Raw genomic sequence first — 14,433 nt, 5'->3', positions numbered from 1 at the left:
CGAGCCAGGCCGGGCGCGTGGAGCCGACCGGGGGCGCGGCGCAGCCGCTCCCGCGCCTGCCCGTTGGCCATCCCCTGGAAGCGGGCGGAGGGTGCCGAACAAGGCTGTCAGCACGTGGGGTTTGACCAGCACGGAGTCCGGACGTGCATGCTGGCCGTGTTGCAGGCCAGGGCCGATGCGGCGGGGCTGGTCGACCGGCAGGTGAGTGTGGGTTCCACCATCACGCGCTGGGCCGCTCCCGCGGCGGGCTGTCGACCCCGCTGCACCTGGCCTGGGAGCACGGGCAAAGGCCCTCGTCGCTGGTCCTGAGCGCCGGGCAGGCCGGGGAAGCCCCGCACTTCGAGACGGTGATGGCCGGTATCCGCATCGCCCGGCCGGATGGTGGCCGACCGCGGACCGGGCCGCAGCGGGTCCACGCCGACAAGGCGTGTTCCTCCCGCGCCATCCGCGCCCACCCGCGGCGGCGCCAGATCCCCGCACCATTCCCGAGCCTGCTGACCATGCACCGCCATCAACGAATGGCTCCACCTGCTTCGAAACACGGCCTACCAGGCGGTTTCGTTCGGATCACCTGGCTGACCGGAGGAGGATGCTCGCAACTGGAGTCCGGCCAGGTAGATGGCTGCTGTCTTCTCGTAGCAAGCTCACGGATGGCCTGGAGAGCACCTGTCCGAAGGCGCCGCATTCCCCACTAAGTGCTGCTCAGCACCGTTGTCGACTGGGAAAGCGGGCGTGATCGCGCACTATGCGGTCGCCACGCCCAGGAAGCGCAGCACCGCCAGGACGCGGCGGTGGTCGGCGTCGGCCTTGGGCAGGTCGAGCTTGGTGAAGATGCTGTTGATGTGCTTGGCGACCGCGCTCTCGCTCACCACCAGCTCGGCGGCGACGCCGGAGTTGGACCGGCCGCCCGCCATCAGCTCCAGCACCTCCCGCTCGCGCGGTGTCAGCCGGTCGAGCGGATCGCTGTGCCGGCGCACCAGCAGCTGCGCGACGACCTGCGGGTCGAGCGCGGTGCCGCCGGCCGCCACCCGGCGTACCGCCTCGGCGAACTCCTCGACGTCGGCGACCCGTTGCTTGAGCAGATAGCCGACGCCCGAGGTGTTGGCGGCGAGCAGATCGGCGGCGTACCGCTCCTCCACGTACTGCGACAGCAGGAGCACGGCGGTACGCGGGTACTGGCGGCGGATCACCAGCGCGGCGCGTACTCCCTCGTCGGTGAAGCCGGGCGGCATGCGCACGTCGACCACGGCGATGTCGGGCCGGTGCTCCTCGACGGCCGCCAGCAGCCCTTCTGCGTCGGCGACTTGCGCGCACATCTCGAAGCCGGCCGCCTCCAGCACCTTGACCACGCCGATGCGCAGCAAGAGGGAATCCTCGGCGATCACGGCGCGCACGGCAGCTCCACGGTGATGACGGTCGGGCCCCCGGCGGGGCTGCGGCAGGAGAACGTGCCGTCTACGGACGCGACGCGTTTGGCGAGCCCGGCGAGCCCGGTGCCACCGCCGGACACCGCGAGATCCGCGCCGCCCGCGCCGTCGTCCGCGACGACCACCAGCAGTGTCTCCCCGATCCGCTCCACGGTCACGTCCGCCCGGGTCGCCTGGGCGTGTTTGACCACGTTCGTCAGGGCTTCGGAGACCACGAAGTACGCGACGGCCTCGACCGTGGGTGAGGGGCGCTGCGGCAGGTCCACCGCCACGCGCACCGGGATCGGGAGGCGGGCGGCGACCCCGGACAGCGCGGCGTCGAGGCCGCGGTCCTCAAGGACGGCCGGATGCAGGCCGCGCACCAGGTTGTTCAGCTCGGCGATCGCCTCCTTCGCCTCGCGGTGCGCCTCGTCGATCACCTTGCGGGCGTCCTCCGGCAGGTCGCCGAGGGTGGCCCTGGCCAGGCCCAGGTTGACGGCGAGTGAGACGAGGCGCTGCTGCGCGCCGTCGTGCAGGTCGCGCTCGATCCGCCGCCGCTCGGCGTCGGCGGCGTCGAGCACGCCGGCGCGGCTCTCGGCGAGGTCGGCGACCCGGCGGGCCAGCTTCTCCGTGCGACTGGGGCCGAGCAGGACCTCGGCCGCCCGGGTCTCCAGCCGCACCAGAGCGCCGGTCAGGCGGGGCCCGAGGAACAGCAGGGCGAGGCCGCCGGCGGTGATGTACGCGGCCTGCGTGGTGTACCCGAGGTCGGTGACCCGCCACTGCGGGGGCAGCGCCCAGATCCACACGTAGATGGAGGCGGCCACGAGAGCGGCGGCCCAGACGGCGAGGACGGCGAGGTCCAGGACGGCGAGCAGCGGACCCGCCACGGCGTGGTAGCAGACCTGCCGCCACAAGGCCCGGCCGGTCAGCCGGCGCACCACCGACTTCCAGTTGCGTCCGGGCCCGGGTACGGCGGGGCGCGGGAGGTCCTTGCCGACGAGCGCCTGGTAGCGCCGCCGCTGCCCGGCGGTCAGCAGGGGTGTCACCATGAGCGTGAGCAGCACGGGCAGCGGAGTCACGGCCACCGCGCCGGGCGCGCGCACCAACGCCGCCATCGTGCCGAGCAGCCAGAGCCACAGTGGCACCACGGCGAGATGGAGCGGCAGGCCGGCGGCGACGAGCGCGGTCCGGTGTCCCGCCCTGCGGAAAGGCCGGCCCAGCACCAGCCGCAGCCACGTCGTGAGTTGCATGCGTCAAACCGTAAAGCCGCAGGCCATCCCCGTGCCATGACGCTCGTGCCCGGTTCGGGGGTGCACTTGTCTCCACCCCGGGTCGGAACCCTGCGTGACTGACGGCGCCCTGGTGTGCGGCGGAGGGTGGAGCACGTGAAGGGAAGAGCCGGCGGGGAGCGGGGGAAGACGATGCGTCAACTGGCCTTGTGCGATGAGGAAGTGGCCGGTGCCGAGGGCTTCGACGGCGCCGAGGTCATCCCGCTCCACGAAGAGGCGGAGGAGCCGCGCCCGGCGCGGGGCATGCGGCGGGCCGGGTGGCTGCTGGCCGCCGGCGGGCTCGCCCTGCTGCCGTGGCTGTACGTGCTGGCCACCGGCCTGCCGGCCACCGCGACCGCGGCGCACTGGCCGGTCGCCTGGGTCGGGCTCGACGCTCTGGAGGCGCTCGGCCTGATCGCCACCGGCCTCCTCGCCGCCCGCGGCGACCGACGGCACGCCCTGGCAGCCGCCGCGACCGCGACGCTGCTTGTGGTGGACGCCTGGTTCGACACCACGACCGCGGCCCCGGGCGGCGACTTCGCCACCGCGGTCGCCATGGCGCTCGGCGCCGAACTGCCGCTCGCCGCGCTGTGCGGCCGGCTGGCGCTGCGGGCGCTGGGCCGGCGCGCGTGACGCCGACCCCCCGACTACGCACTACGGACCAAATCAATCCACCGGAGAACACCATGCACCGCATCACCACCGCCCCCGTCGCCCCGATCCCGGCCCGGACCCGCTGGGCGGTCGCCGCCGGCGTCGGCGCCGCGTTGGCCGCCGCCTGGTGGCTGGGCGACACGGCGCCCTATCCGTACGCCCAACGCGGCCTCCTTGACGTGCCGTTGCCGTTCCTGACAACCGACCGGATGGACGCCGTACTGCAACCGCGGCCGGGGGAACGGATCCTGGAGATCGGCCCGGGGACGGGCCTGCAGTCCCTGCACGTCGCCCCGCAGCTCGGGCCGGAGGGACGGCTCGATGTGCTCGACATCCAGCAGGAGATGCTCGACCACGTGATGTGCCGCGCCGAGCGCGACGGCCTGGCGACGATCAGGCCCACCCGCTCGGACGCACGTGAACTGCCCTACGCCGACGGGACATTCGACGCCGTATACGCCGTGACCGCGCTCGGCGAGATCCCCGAGCCGGATCGGGTACTGCGCGAGGCGGCACGGGTGCTGGCACCAGGCGGGCGGCTGGTGATCGGCGAGTTCTTCGACCGGCACTGGATCCCCTTCGGCCGGCTGCACCGGCTCGCCGACGCCGCCGGCCTCCACCTGACCGAGCGCCGCGGCCCAAGCCCGGCATACCTCGCCCGTTTCCGACCCTGCAGAGCCGACGCGCAAGGCCACCAGAGCGAGCGCCTCGCCCACAGCGACCGGGACACCAACGACGGGGAAGCGCACCGAGATGAACAACCTGGCGCGCGGTAGGCCGCTCCAGGAGGCGAGGAGGCTCCGCCCCCACCGCGGCCGGCCACGAAAACTGCGGCGCCCCCGCAAGGTGAGAGGGGAGTCCTCCGGCTTGTGCTGCGTGATGCCGGTCTCCGATCGTGCTGGGTCCTCTCCGGCAGCAAGCCCGGGCGGCGGCGATAGGGCGGGTGCGTCGGTACGACTGCATGCTCGTCCCTCTCCTTCAGCGGCTCCGGGGGGCGCCGACCAGGCGGAGAACGGTGAGTTCCTGCGGCATGAGCTGGAAGACCACTTCGGTCTCACCCCTCTTCCGTCAGAGCCGGAAGCGATGGCTGCCCGGGTGATGTCCTGGTGGACAGCTGCCGGGATAACCGATGACACCGGCTGCGTGTAGTCGCTCCCTTCGGATCGTCTGCTCGTTTGTCCACCGAGAGGTGATCGACGCCATCGCCTGGACGTTTCAGACCGGGGCACAGGGGAGCGGGTGTTCACCGCACTTGTGGGACAGGCCGACGCCGACGAGGAGCTGAACTGGGTCGTCTCGGTGGACTCCACGACCGTGCGAGCCCATCAGCACGCGGCCGGAGCCCGCACAAGGGGCCCCGGCCGACGAGCCGTACGACCACGCCATCGGCCGGTCCCGTGGCGGACTGCCCGCGAAGATCCATCTCGCGGCCGATGGCAACTGCCGGCCCCTGGCCTTCCATCTCACCGCCGGACAGGCCGGTGACGCGCCTGCCTTCGCTGACGTGATGGCGCGGCTGAGTGTTCCCCGACGGCGTGGACGGCCCCGGACCCGGCCAGCGGCAGTCCTCGCAGACAAGGCGTATTCGTCGCGGGCCATCCGTGAGCACCTCAGTCGGCGCGGCATCCGGGTGGTCATCCCCGTGCCGGCCGATCAACGCGGCCACCGTCTGCGACGCGGCAGCCGGGGTGGCAGGCCACCCGCCTTCGACCGCGAGACCTACAAGCAACGCAACACGGTCGAACGCTGCATCAACCGCCTGAAACAGTGGCGAAGCATCGCCACCCGCTACGAGACGACAGCAGCCATCTACCTGGCCGGACTCCAGGTTGCGAGCGTCCTCCTCCGGTCAGCCAGGTGATCCGAACGAAACCCCTAGTCGCGCTTGGGCCAGATGAGGCCCTGATCGGTCCAGATGACACCCTTGTTGCGGCAGAGGCAGAAGGGGTGGCCGATGGGGTCGGCGTAGACGCGGAAGCCGTAGCCGTTGGGGCCGATGCAGTCCCGCTGCAGGGTCGCGCCGAGGGCCAGAACGCGGCGCTGTTCGGCCTCGATGTCGTCGACCTCGAAGTCGAGGTGGAACTGCTTGGGGTGCTCGCTGTCCGGCCACCGCGGGGCGCGGTAGTCCTCCACCTGGATGAAGGCCAGTTCGACCTCGCCGAACTGGATACCGGCCCAGTTCTCGTTACTGCCCTCCTTGACCGGGAGCCCCATCACCTCAGAGTAGAAGGCTGCAAGCTTCATCGTGTCCGGGCAATCGATGATGAAGTCGGTTAGTCGTAGCATCCCGCGATCTTGCCACAAGATCAGATGAGCCGGACTTTGAGACGGGCCCCAGGTCGGCTGTCGAGTCGTGGTCGACAGACCGTACGGCAAGGTGAGGGCTTCCCGTAGCAGCCCCTCGTCATCGGCCAGCGGCTGGGTCGACGCCCGGATGACGGTCTCGACGAACAGCCGCCAAGCCACCTGCCTGGCCTCATTGTTCACCACGAACGTGAGCTCGCTGAGCCGCGGCACCGTGACAGGTACACCAGAAGTGGCTTCCTGCGCGGCATCCTGGGCGCAGGAGCGCCGACGGGCACACGCGAACGATCAGGGTGTTCCCACATCGCCGATCGCCTCTTCAGGCAGCTCCAGCCGACAGAAGGCCGACAAGGGTCCGGCGGACTGGCTGCCCGTATCGCCGTACCGCTGCCAGTACGTGACGGTCTGGGTCGCGATCAAGCTGCCAGGCGCTCCTTGAGTGCCTAGAGGGGCGGGTGGTGATTTACCAGTCAGCGATCGCGCAGCCGGTGCTTCAGCTGATGCGGGCTCCCGTGCCGCTGACACGGACGTGCGGGTCGCCCGAGCGCAGCGTCACCGTGAGTTCGCCAGGGCGGCCCAGGTCCTCGCCCTGATGCAGGGTGAGGACGGCTTCCTCGGGGACCAGGCCGAGCTCACGGGCGTACGCACCAAATGCGGCGGCCGCGGCGCCGGTTGCAGGGTCCTCGACGACGCCGCCGACGGGGGAGGGATTTCGGACATGGAAGACGGTGGCCGACTCGCGCCACACCAACTGGACCGTGATCAGGTCCAAGCGGTGCATCAGGGCTTCGAGGCGCGCGAAGTCGTACGCGAGATCCGCGAGGCGCGCGCGTGTTGCCGCCGCGAGAACGAGATGGCGGGCACCGGCGAACGCGACGTGGGGCGGGAAGGCCGGGTCGAGATCGGCAGCAGGCCAGCCGAGCGCGGCGAGCGCCTCCGTGAGGTCGGCCGCGGCGATCTCCTCGATGTGCGGCTCGACACTGGTGAGTGTGGCCCTGATGGTTCCGCCCTCCTCGGCCACCTCCACCGGCACGGTGCCGGCGCGCGTCGCGAACAACAACTCCCCGGGGCCTATCCGCTCAGCGAGCGCGACGGCGGTCGCGACAGTGGCGTGGCCGCAGAACGGCACCTCGGCCTTCGGACTGAAGTAGCGGATGCTGAACGCCCGTCCCGCCTGGCCACCGAGGGCCTCTGGTGGCGCGGTCAGGAACGCGGACTCGGAGTATCCGAGGTCCGCGGCGATGGCCAGCATGTCGCTGTCGCCCAGGTCAGTGGCATCCAGAACAACGCCGGCGGGGTTTCCGCCGTCGGGGGTGCTGGAGAAGGCGGTGTATCGCAGCACCTCGGGCCGCGGCGCATTCGTCGTCATACTTGCGGCAACGCGGGGCGGCCCTGTGGCCATTCCCGGACGCGGTGGAGGAGTGGACGGCCACAGCAGGCGAGCCGCACATCGATACATAGCCTCAGGCGGTTGTTCCAGCTGTGCGTGGTCCACACCTGTCGGATGGGAACGGGTAATGAGGGTGGCGAACTCGTCCTGGGCGGTGAGGCGGACAATGACCGACCGCGTCAACGTGACAGGTCCCGGTCTGTTCCCTGAGGGCCGCGCCGATCTGATCGCCTGGGACCGGCCTTGTCTCGATACAAGGCCCCGATACCCGCGGACATCACCTACTCACTCCACGCCGCACGAAATGCCGAGACCACGTCGCCATGGCGTCTGATCACCATCGCATGACCGACACACGGGTTACGTGACACCACCTCGCTCCCCGTTCACGGTAGCTGTGGCCAGCACCAGACGTTCGTGAGGCGGTTCCGGCCCGACCGGGCGCCAGACGAGGTCGGGATCACCGGTCGAACTGCTTCGGGGCCGGAGCGCGACCAGAGTGTCCTCGCCGATGAGGCGGTGGCGGAAGAGCGTATGGCTGCCGTGATCGTCGAGAACCGTGTCCGGGGTCCAGCCTTGCTCACGCAGGTGCGTGAGCATGGTGCACGCGTAGCCGGGGGCGCGTTCCGAGGGAAACCACAGCAACCGCTGATCACGCAGTTCGGACCAGGTCAGCTCCGGTCGGTCGGCGAGGGGATGGCCGGCGTGCAGTACAACGCCGAGCGGCTCGTCGTTGACCGTGCGGAGGTGGAGCCCCGAGGTGTCGACGGGCATGCGCAGGATGCCGAAGGCGAGGGTGCCCGCGCGCAGCAGATCGCCTTGGAGGCGGGAGTCGACCCGCTCGTAGGCGAGCCGCAGCCGTCGGCCGCACCTGATGGCCTGCTCCGCTGTGGCCAGCACGGTCTGCGGCACGCCCCGGCACACTCCGACGGTCACCGTCGGGGCTGTGGCGCGTGCCGCCGAGATCGACGAACTCAGCTCGCCGAAAGCGCGGTTGACGCCGCCCAGCAGCAGCTGTCCCGCCTCGGTCAGCTCCATCCCCTGGGGCAGGCGGCGGAAGAGCTGCGCGCCGATGCGTCGCTCCAGGAGCCGGATCTGCTGGCTGAGGCTGGGCTGGGCGATGCGCAGACGCCGGGCCGCCTCGGTGACGGTGCCGGCCTCGGCGACAGCGGCGAAGTACCGCAGATGCCGCAACTCCATGCCGGAGAACTCGTCCATGTCCGGTCCACCCCCCTCATCACCGCCCATAGGTCCCAGCCTATAGGCCCGTGACGAACCGGTCTTGGCGCTGTGGGGGCGGCCCGCGTTTGACTTGGGGCATGTACGTGATCGTGCTCAACTACCACGCGTCCCTGGACACCATCGATGCGCTCAAGGACGCCCACTACACCAACCCCGACGGTGTGTTCGCCAAGGGCATGGTGCGCTACGCGGGCCCGCTGGAGCCCCGCACCGGCGGGTTGATCATCGCGGACGGCGAGCCGTCGGCGATCGAGGCAGCCGTCGCGTCCGACCCGTTCATAACCCAGGGCGCCGCCACCGCCGACATCCTCCGGTTCGAACCGACCTGGACGCCGGCAGGGGCCGCCGCGCCGCCGATGCCGGTGCAGCCAGAACACCGTGCGCTCGACCACGTCCGCCCCGAACCACCCAACGCCCCGACGACACCGTAGGTGAAGAACGACACCGTAGGTGAAGCGCGTCTTGACTTCGGGAGCACGATGAACGCCACGCGGACCCATCCGCGGATGCTCGCCACCGGCGCCGCCGCCGTCACCGTCGTGCTGTGGTCCTCCGCCTTCGTGGCGATCCGCAGCGCGGGAACCGCGTACTCGCCGGGTGCGCTCGCGCTGGGGCGGCTTGCTTCGGGGGCTCTGGCGCTGGGGCTGATCTCGGTGGTGCGGCAGAAGGGCTGCCGCCGAGAGTCGCCTGGCGCGGGATCCTGCTGTCCGGCCTGCTGTGGTTCGGGTTGTACATGGTGGCCCTGAACTGGGGCGGGCAACGGGTGGACGCGGGCACCGCCGCGTTTGTCGTGAACGTGGGCCCACTGCTCATAGCGCTGCTCGGCGCTCGTCTCCTCGGTGATCCGATGCCGCCGCGCCTCGTCGCCGGCCTGGCCGTGTCCTTCGCCGGTGCGGTGACAGTCGGGCTGTCGATGTCGTCCGGTGGTGGGTCCTCGGTGCTCGGAGTCGTCCTGTGTCTGCTCGCGGCCGTCGCCTACGCTGCCGGGGCCGTCGCGCAGAAGCCCGCGCTGGGGAGGGCGAGTGCCCTGCAGGTGACGACGTTCGGGTGTCTGATCGGCGCCGTGGCCTGTACGCCGTTCGCCGGGCAGCTGGTGCACGAGGCCGCCCAAGCGCCGGCGTCGGCCACCCTCGACATGGTGTACCTGGGCGTCTTCCCGACCGCGCTCGCCTTCACCACCTGGGCTTACGCCCCCGCCCGTACGACCGCGAGCCGGATGGGGCAACGACGTACGCCGTGCCCGCGCTGGTGGTGCTGATGTCATGGCTGCTGCTCGGCGAGGCGCCGGGGGCGCTGACCCTCATGGGTGGCGTGCTGTGTCTCGCCGGCGTGGCGGTGTCGCGGTCCCGGGCGCGCGGCGCCCGGTCGGCTCCGGTCACAGCCGGGGAGCCGCGACCCGAGACAGCCGGGCGGCCGGCTTCTGTCGCGGTCTGGAAGTGTACGAGACCGCCGTCCACCTCAAGTGGTCCACTACGTAGGGTTGATGCATGCAGATCGATGGGGCGACTGCGCTGGTGACCGGCGCCAATCGCGGGCTCGGGCAGGTGATGGCCCGGACGCTCCTGCAACGCGGCGCCCGGCGCGTCTACGGCGGGGCCCGGGACCCACGCTCGGTCGTGGAGCCCGGAGTGATTCCGGTCCGCCTCGACATCACCGATCCCGCACAGGTGGCCGCCGCGGCCAAGAAGTGCTCCGACGTGACCTTGCTCGTCAACAACGCCGGAGTCCTCACCGACAGCCCCCTGCTGGCCGCACCCTGCATGGATGCGGCCCGCACGGAGATGGAGGTCAACTACTTCGGCACGCTCACCATGTGCCGCGCCTTCGCGCCGCTGCTCATCGACAACACGCCCGGCGCCATCGTCAACGTGCTGTCCATCGCGAGCTGGCTCACCAACCCGGCGATGGGCTCCTACAGTGCCTCCAAGGCCGCCGCCTGGGCCCTGACCAACGGGATCCGCTGCGAACTCCACGCCACCGGCGTCCTCGTCGTCGGCGTCCACTGCGGCTACATCGACACCGACATGGCCGCCCATGTCACCAGCCCCAAGAACACACCGAAAGCGATCGCCGAACAAACCCTCGACGCCGTCGAAGCGGGCCGGACGGAGGTACTCGCCGACGAACGCACCCGACAGACCAAGGCGGCTCTGGGACTCCTCCCCGGCACAACAGCCACCACACGGCACCCGTAACACCCCTCCACGCCGGCGACCTATGCTCCAATGGCCGTAATCTCCCGCCGTCGAGGGCGGGCCGCGGTATGCCACCGGTAGCCGAACGGGGAGGGGTCGCCATGGGGGAACTGGCGGAGCTGGAGGAATGGGTCGCGGTGATCGATGCGTGCATCAAGCCCATCGCGACGAGGCCGGTGGATCACACCGACCCCGACTGGCTGCGGAAGCTGCGGGAGGGCCCGCGTCCGCTGGACGAGGCGGGGGTTCGGCCGGAGGCCGAGGCGGCGCTGCGGGACGTGCTTTCCCGTTACGAGGAGGGCGACGACGACGTTCGGACTGTCCTGCGCGCGCTCTTGGCGCGGTGTCACTCGTTCATTTGGGCGACGACGCTGCCCTTCGAGCCCACGCTCCAAGGCTTCCGGCAGCGACTGCTGGAGATGTCGGTCGAGGACCAGGGCCGCGACGCACGGGACATGATGGTCGAACTGCACGGTCTGTGCGAGCAGGCGCGGGACGCCGGTGTCGATATCCGGCCGCTCCTGCTCGAGGTGGCCGAACTCTCCAGTGGCGTCGACAAGTACAGGATGGGTTCCACGCGAGACATCCTGCTCCGGGCGGCCGCAAGGGAGCCCATCGGGCTCTGGTGAGAGGGCGGCACTGATCCTTACGACGCGAGCCACCTCCCCCGCAGGCCAGCGAATTCCCCTGGGCCCCCGCGCCGGACGGTCCCTGCGCCGGAGGCCTGGTACGCGCGAGAGCGGCTCACGGAGACGGCCACGCGAGTGGAACAGCCACGTGCCTCAGGCACCGGTGGATGTGCGGTTCCGCCCGATAGAGCAGGGCGCCGACGTCACGGCGCGCGTCGGAGGACAGCGGCGCGGTGCGCGCGACGAGCCGGCGGCGCCCTGCTTGGCCGTAGCGGCCGATCACAGGCGTGCCGGTACGTGTACGGCACCGGTGAGCCGCCCACCAGCCGTCCGCGCTCTCGCGCGCGTACCTTGATCCGGCGAGCCCGAACCCGGCGGGGGTAGGACGTCCGTGGACGGGCCGGCGCCGTCAGCCGGAGGCGTCGCCGGACCATACCAGCGTCGGCTCCGGGACCCAGCGGTCCCGCGTGCGCAGGGGCGCTGGTACAGCCATAGGAGGATGATCTCCTGCAGTCGGAAGGACGACTCGATGGTTCAGCTGCTCGAGCGCCCTGATGCGGCAGGCAGCGGCCGACACGGTGTCGGCCGCCTGGCGGAGGGGATGCATGTTCCTGTGCGTGGAGTGACGCGGCGGCGTCAGCTGGTCGCGCTGCCCGCGACCCACTCGGTCCACGGCATGTTCCAGTCGCTGAGGCCGTTGTCCGGGGCCAACACGGTCTTGTCCTCGGAGTTCTTGACGATCACGACGTCACCGATCATCGAGTTGTCGAAGAACCATGCGGCGGGCTGCCTGCCGTCGCTGCCGCCCACGACGTCCTTCAGGCCCACGCAGCCGTGGCTGGTGTTGACCTTGCCGAACACCGAGTCCGCGCCCCAGTAGTTGCCGTGGATGAACGTGCCCGAGTCGGTCAGGCGCATGGCGTGCGGTACGGCCTTGATGTCGTAGGCGGGCTTGCCGTCCTTCTTCTTGAGGCCGACGCTCGCACCGTTCATATGGATCCGGCTGAACTTCTCGGAGATGACCATCTGACCGTTGTACGTCGGGTGCTCGGGGCTGCCGGACGAGATCGGGACGGTCTTGATCGTCTTGCCGTCCCGTACGACGGTCATCTGCTTCGTCGCCGCGTCGACGGTGCTGATCTGGCTTCGGCCGATCTTGAACGTGACCGTCTTCTGGATGCCGCGGTGGGTCAGCTTGACGGTGACGGTGGAGCCGGGCTTCCAGTAGTTCTCGGGGCGGAAGTCCAGGCGGTCGTCGTTGAACCAGTGACCGACGACCTGCTGGCCGCTGCTGGAGCTCACGTGGATCTCCGACTCGACGGCGGCCTTGTTGCTGATCGCCTTGTCGAAGTTGACCGTCACCGGCATGCCCACGCCGACGGTCGAGCCGTCCTCGGGGGAGAGGTGTCCGATGAAGTCGTTGGCGGGGGAGACCGTGGTGATCGTGGCGTTCCCGGTGACGGGGCGGCCCTTGGCGTCCTCGGCTTCTGCGGCCACCTGGTACTTGGTGGCTCGCTCCAGTCGGCCGTTCGGCTTCCAGGAGGTGCCGTCCGCGGCGAGTGTGCCCGGGATCTCGGTACCGGTCGCGACGGCGGTCATGGTCACCTTGGTGAGCTTTCCGTTACTGACGGTGACGCCGACGGGGTCATTGATCCCGATGCTATAGGCACCTTGCCCGGGGGTGATCTTTATGCGGGCGTCGGAAGTGTCCTGGGCGCCCGGCTGGTCTGCCTGCGCCTGCGCCTGCGGTTTCGGGTGATCCCCGGTGCCGTTTCCGCTGGTGGCAGCGTTGCTGGTACCGCTGAGGGCCGTGAGTGCGCATACGCCGCCGAGTACGCCGGCCGTGGCCATCAGTCCGGTGCGTCGCTTACGTGCCGTGATCAAACGCTTCTCCAAGCCACTGATCGTTGATACCTGGAGCTGGTTACCAGAGGAGTGCAACCAGCCGTAAATAACCATCTTTATGCATTCATCCATCTTGAAGGGAGTGATTGTGGTGAATTCCACGCGCCGCGAGAGCGTCGCCGAGGCTCTGCCCGACGGCCGGATGGCCTGTAGCCGATCTGCGCTCGCCGCTCCCGTGCAGCCCATGCCCTGCACGCTCGGGAGCAGTGGCAACGCGTTCATGGGTCGCATGATCCACGAGGTGATCTTGCGAGGGCTCGGAATGTCGGCCCGGACCGGTTCGGCGGTGCCCGCGCGGAGCGCGGCGGGGTGTTTGCGGACGACCTGGCGGCTGCCGCCATAGCCGCCAGCATGGATCTCCAGGAACAGCCGGGTGCCGCTGACCTGGCCTTGTGCTTCGGTGAAGCGGACGTTGAGGTATCCCTTGAACGGCTCCAAAACGCCGTTGGAGCGGCGCTCGCGGGCGGAGGCCAGCAACTCGTCGAGGTCGGTGTCGCGAAAGCGGCGGACCGTCTTGCGGTCGAGGTTCAAACGGCGGGCGATGGCGCTGATCGTCCCGGGTTTCTCCAGCAGGCGGTGGATGTCCTCGAAGCGCTGGCGGGTGCGTTCGATGATCTGGGTGCGGGGCAGTTCCGCGGGCGGTAACAGCATCGGGGGCGGCTCGGGCACCTCGGTCACTGTCTCCTCCTCGGCACGTTTGCGCAGACAGTCGCGGCGTTGGTGGCAGGTCTTCTCCACCGCGTCGGACAGGTTCCGCAATAGGTGCCGGCGATCTGCTACTCCCAGGGCATGAGGGGCTGCTTCCTTGACCGCCTTGGTGTAGGCGCTGGCCCGGTCCCGGCCGATGCTCTCGGCTCCAGGATGCTCGGGGAGCCAGGCCGCGAACGTCTCGGAGGTGAGGTCGGGCAGCACGTCCACGCCCCGGCCGGCCGCGCGGCCGGACGGCCGCCGAGTTCGACCGCATTCGACCGCAGCCAGCCTGTGAACCGGTGCTGGAGCGGCGATGCTGCTCGGACAGGCCCGGCACCTGCTCGAGCAACGTCTTGCGGAAACAACTCTTCTGGTCACAGAAGTACCGGGCGCACCCGCAGCCGAACTACGACCGGGCGAGAGGCTAACGGCCGTTCGTCCAGGGTGCGTTGGCACGTGCCGTGTATGCGCCTCGCCTGTTCCCGGCAGTCCGGGCACCGGCCCGGGCGAGCGGTGGATACTGCCTCGACCGTCTTGCTCGCCATGGCAGGAAACACCCTGCCGAAACGATCCCTGTTCCCGCCCCTGACCTGGGGATTCACGGAACTGCGGCCAGAGCCCCCGAATTCCCCAGGGTCTGGTCGACTTCCCACTTGGTTGAGCGATAAACGACTAGGTCTCCAGCGGGCGGGGCGCCAAAAGAGCGGAAGCTCATGTTCTATGACGTCTGTCACAGCTCCCCGCCAACCA

General features: G+C 70.0%; 12 protein-coding genes and 4 pseudogenes. 8 read left to right on the top strand and 8 right to left on the bottom strand.

Features of this window, described 5'->3' with window-relative positions; genetic code table 11:
- Window positions 1-221: 221 nt before the first annotated feature.
- Window positions 222-518, top strand: a pseudogene (locus ACZ7HQ_RS10835) (IS5/IS1182 family transposase); the annotation flags it as partial.
- A 225-nt stretch (window positions 519-743) separates the two neighbouring features.
- Here ACZ7HQ_RS10835 and ACZ7HQ_RS10830 read toward each other — a convergent pair.
- Both ACZ7HQ_RS10830 and ACZ7HQ_RS10825 read right to left on the bottom strand, forming a co-directional pair.
- Window positions 744-1,394, bottom strand: a complete 651-nt coding sequence (locus ACZ7HQ_RS10830; protein WP_067360243.1) for a response regulator transcription factor — start codon at window positions 1,392-1,394, stop codon at window positions 744-746.
- Window positions 1,382-2,656: a sensor histidine kinase gene (locus tag ACZ7HQ_RS10825; protein ID WP_470987184.1), complete on the bottom strand. Its 1,275-nt coding sequence runs from the start codon at window positions 2,654-2,656 to the stop codon at window positions 1,382-1,384. The genes ACZ7HQ_RS10830 and ACZ7HQ_RS10825 overlap by 13 nt, the downstream gene beginning before the upstream one ends.
- Before the next feature lie 135 nt (window positions 2,657-2,791).
- Here ACZ7HQ_RS10825 and ACZ7HQ_RS10820 point away from each other — a divergent pair, with 135 nt between their 5' ends.
- The 3 genes and pseudogenes from ACZ7HQ_RS10820 to ACZ7HQ_RS10810 form a co-directional block, all read left to right on the top strand.
- Entirely contained in the window at window positions 2,792-3,307 is a 516-nt protein-coding gene (locus ACZ7HQ_RS10820) for a hypothetical protein (protein WP_470987183.1), read from the top strand.
- A gap of 53 nt (window positions 3,308-3,360) precedes the next feature.
- Complete coding sequence (locus ACZ7HQ_RS10815) at window positions 3,361-4,104, top strand: class I SAM-dependent methyltransferase (RefSeq protein ID WP_470987181.1); 744 nt, start codon at window positions 3,361-3,363, stop codon at window positions 4,102-4,104.
- A 448-nt stretch (window positions 4,105-4,552) separates the two neighbouring features.
- Window positions 4,553-5,189, top strand: a pseudogene (locus ACZ7HQ_RS10810) (IS5 family transposase); the annotation flags it as partial.
- A 14-nt stretch (window positions 5,190-5,203) separates the two neighbouring features.
- Here the strand turns inward: ACZ7HQ_RS10810 and ACZ7HQ_RS10805 are convergent.
- From ACZ7HQ_RS10805 to ACZ7HQ_RS10790, 4 genes are all read right to left on the bottom strand, one after another.
- Window positions 5,204-5,614 (bottom strand): VOC family protein, encoded by a 411-nt coding sequence (locus ACZ7HQ_RS10805; RefSeq protein WP_470988869.1) that lies wholly within the window; start codon window positions 5,612-5,614, stop codon window positions 5,204-5,206.
- Between the two features lie 306 nt (window positions 5,615-5,920).
- Window positions 5,921-6,052 carry a hypothetical protein gene (locus ACZ7HQ_RS10800; protein WP_470987180.1) on the bottom strand — a complete coding sequence of 44 codons (132 nt, stop codon included), beginning with the start codon at window positions 6,050-6,052 and terminating at the stop codon, window positions 5,921-5,923.
- A gap of 73 nt (window positions 6,053-6,125) precedes the next feature.
- Window positions 6,126-7,001 (bottom strand): PhzF family phenazine biosynthesis isomerase, encoded by an 876-nt coding sequence (locus tag ACZ7HQ_RS10795; RefSeq protein ID WP_470987178.1) that lies wholly within the window; start codon window positions 6,999-7,001, stop codon window positions 6,126-6,128.
- Between the two features lie 381 nt (window positions 7,002-7,382).
- Window positions 7,383-8,240 carry a LysR family transcriptional regulator gene (locus ACZ7HQ_RS10790; RefSeq protein ID WP_470987176.1) on the bottom strand — a complete coding sequence of 286 codons (858 nt, stop codon included), beginning with the start codon at window positions 8,238-8,240 and terminating at the stop codon, window positions 7,383-7,385.
- A gap of 101 nt (window positions 8,241-8,341) precedes the next feature.
- Between ACZ7HQ_RS10790 and ACZ7HQ_RS10785 the strand changes: the two genes are divergently transcribed.
- From ACZ7HQ_RS10785 to ACZ7HQ_RS10770, 4 genes and pseudogenes are all read left to right on the top strand, one after another.
- On the top strand, window positions 8,342-8,695 hold the full coding sequence (locus tag ACZ7HQ_RS10785; protein ID WP_470987174.1) for a YciI family protein: 354 nt from the start codon (window positions 8,342-8,344) through the stop codon (window positions 8,693-8,695).
- Between the two features lie 48 nt (window positions 8,696-8,743).
- Window positions 8,744-9,782 (top strand): annotated as a pseudogene (locus ACZ7HQ_RS10780) (DMT family transporter).
- Window positions 9,752-10,459: an SDR family oxidoreductase gene (locus ACZ7HQ_RS10775; RefSeq protein ID WP_470987173.1), complete on the top strand. Its 708-nt coding sequence runs from the start codon at window positions 9,752-9,754 to the stop codon at window positions 10,457-10,459. The pseudogene ACZ7HQ_RS10780 and the gene ACZ7HQ_RS10775 overlap by 31 nt, the downstream one beginning before the upstream one ends.
- Window positions 10,460-10,560: 101 nt before the next feature.
- Entirely contained in the window at window positions 10,561-11,088 is a 528-nt protein-coding gene (locus tag ACZ7HQ_RS10770; RefSeq protein ID WP_470987172.1) for a hypothetical protein, read from the top strand.
- 636 nt (window positions 11,089-11,724) lie between these two features.
- Here ACZ7HQ_RS10770 and ACZ7HQ_RS10765 read toward each other — a convergent pair.
- Together ACZ7HQ_RS10765 and ACZ7HQ_RS10760 are read right to left on the bottom strand one after the other, a co-directional pair.
- A complete protein-coding gene (locus ACZ7HQ_RS10765) occupies window positions 11,725-12,939 on the bottom strand; it encodes a L,D-transpeptidase (protein WP_470988866.1) in 1,215 nt (404 codons plus the stop codon).
- A gap of 753 nt (window positions 12,940-13,692) precedes the next feature.
- Window positions 13,693-13,905: pseudogene (locus tag ACZ7HQ_RS10760) on the bottom strand (transposase); the annotation flags it as partial.
- Window positions 13,906-14,433 lie beyond the last annotated feature (528 nt).

Source organism: Streptomyces sp. NPDC037290, assembly GCF_055603245.1.
The sequence above is the reverse complement of the archived record's forward strand: the minus strand, read 5'-3'. Positions and strand labels throughout refer to the sequence as shown.

Coding starts and splice junctions, on each gene's coding strand:
- ACZ7HQ_RS10825 (WP_470987184.1), bottom strand. CDS start 2,656: ATGCAACTCACGACGTGGCTGCGGCTGGTGCTGGGCCGGCCTTTCCGC.
- ACZ7HQ_RS10815 (WP_470987181.1), top strand. CDS start 3,361: ATGCACCGCATCACCACCGCCCCCGTCGCCCCGATCCCGGCCCGGACC.
- ACZ7HQ_RS10805 (WP_470988869.1), bottom strand. CDS start 5,614: ATGCTACGACTAACCGACTTCATCATCGATTGCCCGGACACGATGAAG.
- ACZ7HQ_RS10795 (WP_470987178.1), bottom strand. CDS start 7,001: ATGACGACGAATGCGCCGCGGCCCGAGGTGCTGCGATACACCGCCTTC.
- ACZ7HQ_RS10790 (WP_470987176.1), bottom strand. CDS start 8,240: ATGGACGAGTTCTCCGGCATGGAGTTGCGGCATCTGCGGTACTTCGCC.
- ACZ7HQ_RS10785 (WP_470987174.1), top strand. CDS start 8,342: ATGTACGTGATCGTGCTCAACTACCACGCGTCCCTGGACACCATCGAT.
- ACZ7HQ_RS10775 (WP_470987173.1), top strand. CDS start 9,752: ATGCAGATCGATGGGGCGACTGCGCTGGTGACCGGCGCCAATCGCGGG.
- ACZ7HQ_RS10770 (WP_470987172.1), top strand. CDS start 10,561: ATGGGGGAACTGGCGGAGCTGGAGGAATGGGTCGCGGTGATCGATGCG.
- ACZ7HQ_RS10765 (WP_470988866.1), bottom strand. CDS start 12,939: ATGGCCACGGCCGGCGTACTCGGCGGCGTATGCGCACTCACGGCCCTC.